9 protein-coding genes are annotated in these 11,772 nt (G+C 65.4%); 1 reads left to right on the top strand and 8 read right to left on the bottom strand.

What is annotated here, in order from left to right; all coding sequences use genetic code 11:
- Positions 1 to 1,258, bottom strand: a 1,258-nt coding sequence (locus tag A985_RS26095; RefSeq protein WP_198288712.1) for an NAD(P)H-hydrate epimerase, incomplete at its 3' end; no start/stop codon positions are given.
- A gap of 295 nt (positions 1,259 to 1,553) precedes the next feature.
- Positions 1,554 to 2,828, bottom strand: a complete 1,275-nt coding sequence (locus tag A985_RS0118060; protein ID WP_017234776.1) for a D-amino acid dehydrogenase — start codon at positions 2,826 to 2,828, stop codon at positions 1,554 to 1,556.
- Between the two features lie 253 nt (positions 2,829 to 3,081).
- Between A985_RS0118060 and purL the strand changes: the two genes are divergently transcribed.
- Entirely contained in the window at positions 3,082 to 7,113 is a 4,032-nt protein-coding gene (gene purL / locus A985_RS0118065; RefSeq protein ID WP_017234777.1) for a phosphoribosylformylglycinamidine synthase, read from the top strand.
- 107 nt (positions 7,114 to 7,220) lie between these two features.
- On the opposite strand, the gene A985_RS0118070 is transcribed toward purL, so the two are convergent.
- The 6 genes from A985_RS0118070 to A985_RS0118095 all read right to left on the bottom strand — a co-directional run bounded on the left by A985_RS0118070 (position 7,221) and on the right by A985_RS0118095 (position 11,754).
- Positions 7,221 to 8,015, bottom strand: coding sequence for a peptidylprolyl isomerase (locus A985_RS0118070; RefSeq protein WP_017234778.1), 795 nt, complete (start codon positions 8,013 to 8,015; stop codon positions 7,221 to 7,223).
- Between the two features lie 70 nt (positions 8,016 to 8,085).
- Positions 8,086 to 8,349 carry a BolA family transcriptional regulator gene (locus A985_RS0118075; protein WP_017234779.1) on the bottom strand — a complete coding sequence of 88 codons (264 nt, stop codon included), beginning with the start codon at positions 8,347 to 8,349 and terminating at the stop codon, positions 8,086 to 8,088.
- 22 nt (positions 8,350 to 8,371) lie between these two features.
- Positions 8,372 to 8,905: a septation protein A gene (locus A985_RS0118080; protein WP_017234780.1), complete on the bottom strand. Its 534-nt coding sequence runs from the start codon at positions 8,903 to 8,905 to the stop codon at positions 8,372 to 8,374.
- Between the two features lie 203 nt (positions 8,906 to 9,108).
- A complete protein-coding gene (locus tag A985_RS0118085; RefSeq protein WP_017234781.1) occupies positions 9,109 to 9,528 on the bottom strand; it encodes a YgiW/YdeI family stress tolerance OB fold protein in 420 nt (139 codons plus the stop codon).
- Positions 9,529 to 9,707: 179 nt separating this feature from the next.
- Positions 9,708 to 10,130 carry a peptide-methionine (R)-S-oxide reductase MsrB gene (gene msrB / locus A985_RS0118090; protein ID WP_017234782.1) on the bottom strand — a complete coding sequence of 141 codons (423 nt, stop codon included), beginning with the start codon at positions 10,128 to 10,130 and terminating at the stop codon, positions 9,708 to 9,710.
- 163 nt (positions 10,131 to 10,293) lie between these two features.
- Positions 10,294 to 11,754, bottom strand: a complete 1,461-nt coding sequence (locus tag A985_RS0118095) for a YdiU family protein (RefSeq protein ID WP_026132116.1) — start codon at positions 11,752 to 11,754, stop codon at positions 10,294 to 10,296.
- Positions 11,755 to 11,772 lie beyond the last annotated feature (18 nt).

Below are 11,772 nucleotides of genomic sequence, written 5' to 3' on the forward strand. Positions count from 1 at the left end.
GGCGCACGCGCTCGGCGAGCGCGGGCTCGGCGGCCAGCAGATTGAGGGCGTCGGCATCGATGACCAGGGGCGTGTCGTCCAGGGCGAGCGCGCGCGACAGGCACGCGGCCGATGCGGCGGAGGTCCCGAGCCCGGGGCCGACGGAGACGGCCTGCATCGTCGCGAGGTCAAGGTTTTCCGCATGACGCAGCATCAGTTCGGGATGCTGCGGATCCCAGGCGGGTGCATCGTGCGCGACGAAGCCCACATAGACACGTCCCGCGCCCGTCATCAATCCGGCACGCGCGCAAAGCAGCGGCGCACCGATCATGCCTTCATGGCCGCCCAGCACCGCCAGCGATCCATAGCTTCCCTTGTGCGATGCATGATGACGCTGCGGCAAATGCGCACCGAACGCGGCCGGCGCGCTCGTCGCGATGGCTTGGCCGTCGGGGCGTCCGGACCGCACCGCGGCCAGCACCTCGTCCGTTCCCAGGGTGGCAATGAGCACGTCCCCGGCAACGTCGCGCCCCATCCCGGTGAGCAGCCCGGGGCTGGCGCCCAGCATTGCCATCGTAACGTCGGCGTGTATGACCGGTCCGTCGACGACGCCGGTGGCCGCCGCCAGTCCGCTGGGAATGTCGATGGCGAGCACCGGTGTGCCCTGTGCGTGGGCCTCGACGATGTGCGCAACGAGCGCCGCGGCGGGGCCGTCGAGAGGGCGCGTCAGGCCGATGCCGAAGAGGCCGTCGACAATCCAGGCGTAGCCCGAGGAGGGTTGAGGCCAGAGGGCCGGGGCAGGCTGGATGGGTACGCCGGCGGAGAGGGCGTGGGCGTGCGCCCAGCGGGCGTCGTCGGTTGACGGCGCTCCAAGTTGCCACACATCGACACGCACCCCGCGCCGATGCAATTCGCGCGCCGCAACGTAAGCGTCGCCCCCGTTGTTGCCGGGCCCTGCGAGCAACAACACGGGTTGACGTCCCGCGCTCGCGAGCGCGGGCAATCGACCGATGAGCCACTCGGCGACGGCGGCCCCGGCGCGGGCCATGAGCGTATGGGCAGGGAGTTGGGCGGCAGCGGCTCGCTCGACCTCGCGCAGCGTGTCGGGAAGCCATAAGTCGAGGGTATCGCGCGCGCATGCGGCAGTGGATGACGTCGCACAATCGTGTGGCGACCCGATGGATCGTGTCAGGGGATCCACGCCGACAGTGGCGCTGGCAGCGGCAGGGGCGTCAGCAGCAGCGGCAGCAGGGGCGTCGGCGCGCAATGAATCGGACATGACAGACAAGGCTCCCGGTATCGAGGGGCGGCGAACGCTGCACATCGTCGCATGCCGGCATCGACGGCTTGGGCGCGGTGTGTTCTGCGGGCCATTCGGAGATTATGCCCTCAACGCAACATTCTGCCTGCCGGTGTGAATCTGGACGCGGTGTCGGTGGTTTACGACAAGGCCCTGCCGGACCGGGGCTGGCTACCGACGATGCCGGCCTGTGAACGCGCTTACGAGCGTCGGGCCGGGCCAGCCCTCGTCATGGGGTGGCCCGCAGGCATCCTCGCACGCCAGCATGCGTATATCAGTGCGCGTAACGAGCGAGTGTCAGACCGTTCAGATCGATTTCCGGCGTTTGTCCGGAGATGACGTCGGCGAGCACGCGACCGGAACCGCAGGCCATCGCCCAGCCGGTCGAACCGTGGCCGACGTTCAGGAAGATGCCGGGCAGCGGCGTCGCGCCGAGCACGGGCGGGCCGTCGGGGAGCATCGGACGTGCGCCGACCCAGGCGCGCGCCTCCCGGTACTTGCCTGCACCCGGGAACCAGTCCGTCGCCACTTTGTAGAGCGTGGCGATGGCGCGCTCGCGCAGCACGAGTTCGGAATCGCCCAGTTCGGCCGTGCCTGCAATGCGCAGACGGTTGCCTTGCGGGGTGATGGCGGTCTTGTACGACTCGTCCATGACGGCGATGCGAGGGCTGAACAGTTCGGTCTTGACCGGCACCGTGATCGAATACCCTTTGATCGGCCAGAGCGGCAGGTCAATGCCCAGCGGACGCAGCAGCGCCGTGCTGGCCACGCCGGCCGCGATCACGACGGCATCGGCGTCGAGTGCCGTGCGATGCGCAAGCTGCGCGGTGCTGGCCGTCTCGACGGTGACCCCCGATCGCCCCACGTTCGGACGCACCGACAGCACCGTCGTCTCGGTCGCGAGCGTGACGCCCATCTCGCGGGCGATCTGGGCGAGGCGCTTGGTAAAGAGCGGGCAGTTGCCGGTCTCGTCACGCGGCAGGTGCAGGCCACCCGCCAGTTGGGCGTCGGTCGAAATCGCTGGTTCGAGCTTGCGGCACTCGTCGGCCGTGAGCAAGCGGTGCGGCACTTCGTTCTCGGCGAGCATGGCGCGCGCCGGTTCGTTCATTTTGACGTCGCGTTCGGTGCGGAACAGTTGCAGATAGCCTTGCGTGTGCTCGTACTCGAAGACATGGGTCTCGCGCAGTGCATGCAGGCAGCGCTGGCTATAGAACGCGAGACGCTGCATCCGCTCGCGGTTGGCGCGGTAGCGTTCGAGTTTGCATTCACGCAGCCAACGGGCGGCCCAGCGCCAAGTGCCGGCCGACAGGCCCGGCCGGAAGATAAGCGGGCTGGCCGAGCTGAACAGATGGCCGAGCAGCTTGCGCGGCATGCCCGGCGCTGCCCATGGCGTGACGTAGCCGGGCGCGATGACGCCGGCGTTGCCGAAGCTGCTCTCTTGCGCCACCGTGCTGTTGCGCTCGACTAGCGTGACCGTATGCCCCGCGGCGGCCAGATAGTAGGCGGTGCACGTACCAATGACCCCGCCGCCGATAACGATGACCTTCATTCCCAACCGTCTGGTGTGTGGCGAACGCCCGTACGTTCGCTTGTTAGTGTCGTTTTATGCCGTGCCGCACCCGAATGCCGGTTTCGCGGCCCGTGTAGATGACGGGGCGCATAGGTTACCAGAGAGACGCCCTCGCAGGGCGAGAGGCTCCCCATAATGCGTGTGGCGCACTCGGGTATAACCCGGGGTAAGCAGGGTATAATCTCGCTTTGTCGTTCCCCCGCGTTTTGAACGCCTCGCCTTCCGTCCTTCCATGACTCACATTGCCTGCTTCGCCGGCGCCTTGGCGCTCTCCGAATTCCGCCAGCAACGTCTTCTGCAGACCCTGCAAGCCATCGACAGTTCGATCGTGCGTGTCGACGCCCGCTACGTGCATCTCGTGGCCAGCGCCGAACCGCTGTCGAGCGAAGACGTGGCCCGCGTCGCCGGTCTGCTCACCTATGGTGAGCCGGTGCGTGAAGAGCCGGTGGGCGACCAGGTGCTCGTGATCCCGCGTCTGGGCACGATTTCCCCCTGGGCGAGCAAGGCGACGGATATCGCCCGCAACTGCGGCATCGATCACGTGCGCCGTATCGAGCGCGCGGTCGAATACACGATCGGTGTGAAGTCGGGCCTTCTTGGCGGCAAGAAGTCGCTGGCGGCCGATGTCCTGGCGCGCGTGGCCGGCGTGCTGCACGACCGCATGACCGAGACGGTCGTGGCCACGCGCCACGACGCCGAGGCGCTCTTCGTCGAGTTGCCGGCCAAGCCGCTGCAGACGATCGACGTCATCGGCGTGGGCCGCAGCGCCCTCGAAGCCGCCAACCGGGATCTGGGTCTCGCGCTGGCCGACGACGAAATCGATTATCTGGTCGACGCCTTCACGAGCCTGAAGCGCAATCCGACCGATGTGGAACTGATGATGTTCGCGCAGGCCAACAGCGAGCATTGCCGTCACAAGATCTTCAATGCGCAATGGACCATCGACGGTCAGGCGCAGGACAAGTCGCTGTTCCAGATGATCAAGAACACGCACCAACTGCACCCGCAGGGGACGGTGGTGGCCTATTCGGACAATGCTTCGGTGATGGAAGGCGCCGAAGTCGAGCGCTGGTATCCGCGTGGCGCCGACGGCCAGTATGGCCGCAGCGTTGAACTCACGCACACGCTGATGAAGGTGGAGACGCACAACCACCCGACGGCCATTTCGCCGTTTCCGGGGGCGTCGACGGGGGCGGGCGGCGAGATCCGCGACGAGGGCGCGACCGGCCGCGGCTCCACGCCGAAGTCGGGTCTGACCGGCTTCACCGTGTCGAATCTGGCGCTGCCGGACGCGCGCGAATCGTGGGAGAACGATCTCGACGTGGCGGTGCCGCCGTCGCTGCGCAATCCCGGCGATACGGGCGCCGACTATGGCCGCCCGGACCGCATTGCGTCGCCGTTGCAAATTATGGTCGACGGCCCGCTGGGCGGCGCCGCGTTCAACAACGAATTCGGCCGTCCGATTCTCGGCGGCTATTTCCGTACGTACGAGCAGAACGTGGCCGGCCGCGTGCGCGGCTATCACAAGCCGATCATGATCGCGGGCGGCATGGGCAACATCGCCGCGCAGCACACCCACAAACACAATCTGCCGGCCGGAACGCTGCTCATTCAGATCGGCGGCCCGGGCATGCGTATCGGCATGGGCGGCGGTGCCGCCAGCTCGATGGCCACCGGCACGAACACGGCCGAGCTCGACTTCGACTCGGTGCAGCGCGGCAATCCGGAAATCGAGCGTCGCGCGCAGGAAGTGATCAATGCGTGCTGGCGTCAGGGGGAAGCCAACCCGATCCTGTCGATTCACGACGTGGGCGCGGGCGGTCTGTCGAATGCGTTCCCGGAACTGGTCGACGGCGCCGACAAGGGCGCGCGCTTCGATCTGCGTCAGGTGCAGCTCGAAGAGTCGGGCATGTCCCCGGCGGAAATCTGGAGTAACGAAGCGCAGGAGCGTTATGTCCTGGCGATCGCGCCGGACAGCTTCCCGGCCTTCCAGGCGATCTGCCAACGCGAGCGTTGCCCGGTGGCGGTGGTCGGTATCGCCACCGATGAGCGTCAACTGAAGCTGGTCGATGCGATGCATCCGGAGTCGCCGGACCCGGTCGACATGCCGATGGACGTGCTGCTCGGCAAACCGCCGCGCATGCATCGCGACGTCACGCGTGTGGCGACGACGCTCCCGCCGGTGGACGTGACGGGCCTGTCGCTCGACGACGTGGCACGTGCCGTACTGCGTCACCCGACGGTGGCCAGCAAGTCGTTCCTCATCACGATTGGCGACCGTACCGTGGGCGGCTTGACGGCCCGCGACCAGATGGTCGGCCCGTGGCAGGTGCCGGTGGCCGATTGCGCCATTTCGCTGATGGACTACACGGGCTATCGTGGCGAAGCCATGACGATGGGCGAGCGCACGCCGCTGGCCGTGATCGACGCGCCGGCGTCCGGTCGCATGGCGGTTGGCGAAGCCATCACCAACATTGCGGCGGCGCCGATTGCGTCGCTCGACCAGATCAAGCTGTCGGCCAACTGGATGGCCGCGTGCGGCACCGAAGGGGAAGACGCTGCGTTGTTCGATACGGTCAAGGCGGTCGGCATGGAACTGTGCCCGGCGCTGGGCCTGTCGATTCCCGTCGGCAAGGATTCGCTGTCGATGCGCACCAAGTGGGAAGACGCCGGCCGCAGCAAGGACGTGGTCGCGCCGGTGTCGCTGATCGTCTCGGCCTTCGCACCGATCGAGGATGTGCGCGGTCATCTCACGCCGCAACTGCGCTCGGTCGCGCAAGTGGGCGAGACGGTGCTGATCGCCATCGATTTGGGTCGCAACAAGAACCGTCTGGGCGGCAGTATCCTCGCGCAGGTCACACAGCAGATCGGTGACGTCGTGCCGGACCTGGACGATCCGGCCGATCTCCAACGCTTCTTCGACGCCATCCAGACACTGAACCGCGACGGCAAGCTCCTGGCGTATCACGATCGTTCGGACGGCGGCCTCTTCGCGACCGTGGCGGAAATGGCGTTTGCGGGCCACGTTGGCGTCTCGCTCAATGTCGACATGCTCACGCTCGACGACGGCTTCGAATCCGATTACGGCGATGCCAAGGATTGGGCCAAGCAGACGGTGGGCCGTCGCGAAGACAAGACGCTGCGCGCGCTTTTCTCGGAAGAACTTGGCGGGGTGATCCAGGTGCGCGCCTCGGAGCGCGATGCGGTGTTGCAAATGCTGCGTGAAGCCGGATTGTCCGCCTGCTCGCACGTGATCGGTAAGCCGAACACGAATGACGTCATCGAAATCTATCGCGATGCAAAGAAGGTGTTTGGCGCGCCGCGCGCGGCGCTGCAACGCGAGTGGTCGGAAGTGAGCTGGCGCATCGCGCGTCTGCGCGATAACCCGGCCGCGGCCGATGCGGAATACGAAACCCTCAACGACACGAGCGACCCCGGTCTCTCGCCGAAGCTCACGTTCGATGCCAGCGAAGACGTCGCGGCCCCGTTCATCGCGACGGGCGTGCGTCCGAAGATGGCGATCCTGCGCGAGCAGGGCGTGAATTCGCATCTGGAAATGGCCTACGTGCTGGACAAGGCCGGCTTCGATACCTACGACGTGCACATGAGCGATTTGCTCGCCGGCCGTCACTCGCTCGAAGCGTTCAAGGGCTTCATCGCCTGCGGTGGATTCTCGTACGGCGATACGCTCGGGGCGGGCGAGGGTTGGGCCAAGACGATTCTGTTCAATCCGGCGCTGGCCGAACAGTTCGCCGGCTTTTTCAACCGTGCCGACACGTTCGCACTGGGCGTGTGCAATGGTTGCCAGATGATGAGCAACCTGTCGAACCTGATCCCGGGGGCGGCGGCCTGGCCGAAGTTCACGTACAACCAGTCGAAGTACGAGGCGCGGCTTACGCAGGTGGAAGTGCTGGATTCGCCGTCGCTGTTCTTCAAGGACATGGCCGGCTCGCAACTGCCGATCGTGATCGCGCACGGCGAGGGCTATGCCAACTTCGGTCAGCAAGGAAACATCGATCAGGCGATTGCCGCCGTGCGTTTCGTCGACCATCGGGGACAGCCGACCGAGCAGTATCCGTTCAACCCGAACGGTTCGCCGCGCGGCCTGACGGCGGTGACCACGGGCGACGGGCGCTTCACGGTGATGATGCCGCACCCGGAGCGCGTGTTCCGCACGGTGCAGATGAGCTGGGCGCCCGAGCAGTGGGGCGAGGACAGCCCGTGGATGCGCATGTTCCGCAACGCGCGCCGCTGGGTGGCTTAAGCGACGATATTCTGCACGTCAGCGCGTGTGGAATACCACGCTGGAAACGAAAATCCCGCCGGAAGGCGGGATTTTCGTTTCAAAGCCGAACCGATAGCCGGTAACGCTTACTGGATCTTGGCCTTCTTCTCGAGGCCGTCGATGAAGCCTTGCAGCTTCTCTTCCTGCATTTGCTGCACGAGCTGCGGCTTGACATCGTTGAGCGCCGGGATCTGCGCGTCGCGAACGTCGTCCAGTTCGATCACGTGATAACCGAACTGCGTTTTGACCGGCGTCTGCGAGTACTGACCCTTTTGCAGTTTTTGCAGGGCGTCGGAGAACTCGGGCACGTAGGCGTTGGCCGGTGACCAGTCGAGATCGCCGCCGTTCTGTGCCGAACCGGGGTCCTTCGAGTACTGCTTGGCGAGGTCGGCGAACTTCGCGCCGCCCTTGAGCTTCGCGATGATGTCCTTGGCGGTGTCTTCGCTCGGCACCAGAATGTGACGGGCGTGATATTCCTTGTCGCCGAACTGCTTCTTGAGCTGGTCATAACGCGCCTGAACCTCGGCGTCGGTGACCGGCGAGGTCTTCTGGAAGTCAGCGATCAGGGCGCGAATCAGCACGCCTTGCTCGGCCAGCTTGAGCTGCGCCTTGACGTCCGGCTTGGCAGCCAGTCCGCTGCTGACGGCCGCTTGCGCGAGGATCTCGCGCTTGACCAGCTCTTCGCGCACTTGCTGTTGCAGTTGCGGCGAGTTCGGCTGACCCTGTCGGACCATTTCACGCACCATGGCGTCGGCACGAGACACGGGCACCGGCGTGCCATTCACGACGGCGACGTTCTGAGCGAGAGCGGGGAGGGAGACGGCGGTCAGCGACACGGCGGCGCCGAGCGCCAGTGCCGTGCGGGCGAGTTTCAATGCCATGCTGTTTTTCCTAACGAATGACGAAGGCAAGGTTAATCGACGGGGGATACGTCGCATGGTCGCATGCGAGTTACGCTTCGCCGGGGGCGAGCGCAACGATGGCGAGGGCGTGAATGCCGTTTTGCATCAAATCGGCTAGCGCATCATACACCAGGCGGTGCCGCGCCACGCGGTTACGTCCGGCAAACGCTGCAGACACGATTCTGACGTTGTAATGCCCGCCCGACGTCGCGCCGGCATGACCGGCGTGACGGGCGCTGTCGTTCTCAAGGGCGAATTCCAGGGGGGCGAGCGCCGCGGTGAGGCGCGCTTCGATTTGCTGTTCCATGGTCATGGCTGTGACTTCCTGACGGACGTTATTCGTCCTGCTTGATGTACTTCGAGAGCCACAGGCTCTGCACGACGATGAACACGACCATCAGGCCCATGCCGCCGAAGAGCTTGAAGTTGACCCATGTATCGGTCGAGTAATGGTAGGCGATGACCAGATTCAGCGCGCCCATTGCGAGGAAGAACAGCGCCCAGCTGAAATTCACCGCCCGCCACAGGGGGTCGGGCAATGCCATCTGCTTTTCCATCATGGCGCGAATCAGATTCTTGTCGAAGATGAGTTCGGCGACGAACAGGGTGATCGAGAAGAGCCAGTAAAGCGCCGTGGGCTTCCACTTGATGAAGGTCTCGTCGTGCAGCAACATGGTCGCGCCGCCGAACACCACGATGATCGCCAGACTCACCCACTGCATGGGCTCGACCTTGCGGTGACGCAGCCACATCCAGATGACTTGCGCAATCGTCGTCGCGATCGCGATGCCGGTGGCGACATAGATGCCGGCAAACTTGAAGGCGACGAAAAACAAGATGACCGGTAACAGGTCGAAAAAGAATTTCATGAAGTCTCGACTCGGGGGCTTCGGGAGAAATCGCCCTCGGGCAACAGGCGCCGGGGCAAACCCACATTATATTTCAAAGGCCCGTGGTGGGACGCTGTACATCGCCAAATGCGCGTCGCGGCGTCTGTGCCGCCGCTTCACCCCGGCTTGCCTCCGGTTCGCGGGGTCGCGGGATCGCTTCCCGAGGCCGGCGGCCGCGTGCCTTACGGCAGGATGTCGATGCGCTTGACGTCGATATCGTTGGCGCGAAGGTGATGGCGGTCGACTTCGCCGGTGATGCGCACGCGCGTCTTGTCGTTGATCTGGTGGCCGGGCGGCAGGTATTTGTCGTCGAGTTCGATGACGATGGTCCGGCCCGTGTCGTCGCGGAACGTGTAGTGCTCATGCCGGAGTCGGTTGACGATGTAGCCCTCGATGACGGTCATGGCATCGTCGGGGGCGGCCAGTGCCTGACCGACGGTCGCGACATGCGGCATGGCCGATGGCACGACCACGCTGCCGGTCGTCGCAACACTGGCCGCCGGGCCCATGTACTGCGCGATGGCTGGCGCGGCACTCAAGGTGCCGAACGATGCCGCTGCAGAGAAAAGCAGGGGTGCGAAGCGAATTGTCGGACGGGTCATCGGCGGCGTTTCCTGTGTTCCATTGAGGGAGCGCCAGCTTAGCAGACGGGCGCGTCACGCCGGGACGCCCGCCCGCGAGGGATGTCCCAAAGCGCGCGGCGCCCGCTGCAAATTGATCGAATTCACGGATCGGGCGCGTTGAAGCGGCGCGCTGACGGGACGCCGAGGGGATTCTCGGGTCAGTCGTCGACCGGCTTGTCGGCCTGGCCGTCCTTGTCCTCGAAGTCGAGCGACGCCGAGTTGATGCAATAGCGCAGTCCAGTCGGCTGCGGGCCGTCTTCGAACACATGTCCGAGGTGGGCGTCGCAGTTGTGGCACCGCACCTCCACGCGCACCATGCCGTGGCTGTAATCCATCACCTCGTCGATGCCGGATTTGTCGATGGGCTTCGCATAGCTCGGCCAGCCGCAACCCGCATCGAACTTCTCCGTCGATTCGAACAACGGCGCGCCGCAGCAGATGCAGCGGTAGGTGCCGTCTTGCCAATGATCCCAGTAACGGCCGGTGAAGGCGCGTTCGGTGGCAGCATGACGCGTGACCTGGTATTCGACGTCGTCGAGTTGGGCACGCCAGTCGGCGTCGCTTTTTTCCACTTTGCTCATGAATGAGAGTCTCCTGATGGGCGGCGGCCCCGGTGTTGCCGCCGCGCGTCGTCTATGGTCAGACCTGGCCCAGATGGGGGCGACGCGCCGTTTTGCAATGCGTGACACCTCGCTGATGCATCGCTGACGCCCGCGTCCCGTCGGTGCCGCGCCGTGCCGTCGATCAAGACGAGCAACTGACCTCGAGTTGCCCGGCCCAGTCGGGCGGCAGCTCGGCATAGCGTTCGAATTCGGGCTGTTCGTCGTAGGGGTGCGAGAGCACCTTGAGCAACGTGTCGACTTCCGAAAAGTCCTTTTCGCGCGCACGCCGGATTGCAATCTCCGCCAGATGATTGCGCAGGATGTACTTCGGATTGACAAGCCGCATCGCGACCGCACGCTTCGCGTCGGTGCTGGCCTCGTGGCGCAGTCGCGCGCGGTAATCCACGGCCCAGGCATCGAAGCCGGCACGATCGATGAACATGTCGCGCAGCGGCGTGTCGGCGGCCGGGTTCTCCAGCTCAAGCCCCGCCAGCGTGCGGAACAGGTGCGTGAAGTCGACCCGTCCCTCGTGCATCAGCTTGAACAGACGGTTGATGAGCGCTTCGTCGTCGGCATGCGATTCGCGCAATCCGAGCTTCGCACGCATGCGCAGATCGATCTCCTCGGCGAACCGGGTCTTGAACGCGGGCAGCACCGACTGCGCCTGCTCGATCGCCGCCTCGCCCTCGCCGAACAGCGGCAACAGGGCCTGGGCGAGACAGAAGAGGTTCCAGTACGCCACGTTCGGCTGTGCCTGATAGGCGTAGCGTCCCTGCGCGTCGGAGTGATTGCAGATGTGATGCGCGTTGAAGCCGTCGAGGAAGCCGAACGGGCCGTAATCGATCGTCAGACCGAGGATCGACATGTTGTCGGTGTTCATCACGCCGTGACAGAAGCCCACGGCCTGCCAGTGCGCGACCAGTTCGGCCGTCGCATCGCACACGGCACTGAGCAGAGCGAGGTACGGATTGGCCTCGTCGCGGCAATGGGGGTAGTGATGATCGATCGTGAAATCAGCCAGCTGACGCAGCGCGCCATACTGATCGCCTGCCCAGAAATGTTCGAAGTGTCCGAATCGGACGAAGCTGGGCGACAAACGCGTGACCACGGCCGCCGTCTCGATGGTTTCGCGACGCACCGGGGCATCGGAGCCGATCACGCATAGGGCGCGCGTGGTCGGCACGCCGAGATGGAACATGGCCTCCGAGCCGAGGAACTCGCGAATCGACGAACGCAGCACGGCGCGTCCGTCACCCATGCGCGAGTAGGGCGTGAGTCCGCCGCCCTTGATCTGGATTTCCCAGCGCCCGCCGGGGCCGTCCGACTCGCCGAGCAGCAGTGCCCGGCCGTCGCCCAATTGGCCGGCCCACACGCCGAACTGGTGGCCCGAATACACGCTGGCGAGCGGATCGCCGCCGGGCAGCGGCGTATTGCCGGCGAACGTGGTCACGAACTCGGGATCGCGTGCGGCTTCGGGCGACCAGCCGAGCAGGCGGGCCGCGTCGGCGGAAAAGCCGACCAGGTACGGCGCGGGCAACGCCTGTGGCGCGAGGCGCGTGTAGAAGTCGGGGCCGAGTGCGGCAAAACGGTTCGACAACGACAGCGGTCCGTAGGGCTTGAG

The organism is Pandoraea sp. B-6, from assembly GCF_000282835.1.
GTDB lineage: Bacteria > Pseudomonadota > Gammaproteobacteria > Burkholderiales > Burkholderiaceae > Pandoraea > Pandoraea cepalis.

Coding starts and splice junctions, on each gene's coding strand:
- A985_RS0118060 (WP_017234776.1), bottom strand. CDS start 2,828: ATGAAGGTCATCGTTATCGGCGGCGGGGTCATTGGTACGTGCACCGCC.
- msrB (WP_017234782.1), bottom strand. CDS start 10,130: ATGAGCAAAGTGGAAAAAAGCGACGCCGACTGGCGTGCCCAACTCGAC.
- A985_RS0118080 (WP_017234780.1), bottom strand. CDS start 8,905: ATGAAATTCTTTTTCGACCTGTTACCGGTCATCTTGTTTTTCGTCGCC.
- A985_RS0118070 (WP_017234778.1), bottom strand. CDS start 8,015: ATGGCATTGAAACTCGCCCGCACGGCACTGGCGCTCGGCGCCGCCGTG.
- A985_RS0118085 (WP_017234781.1), bottom strand. CDS start 9,528: ATGACCCGTCCGACAATTCGCTTCGCACCCCTGCTTTTCTCTGCAGCG.
- A985_RS0118075 (WP_017234779.1), bottom strand. CDS start 8,349: ATGACCATGGAACAGCAAATCGAAGCGCGCCTCACCGCGGCGCTCGCC.
- purL (WP_017234777.1), top strand. CDS start 3,082: ATGACTCACATTGCCTGCTTCGCCGGCGCCTTGGCGCTCTCCGAATTC.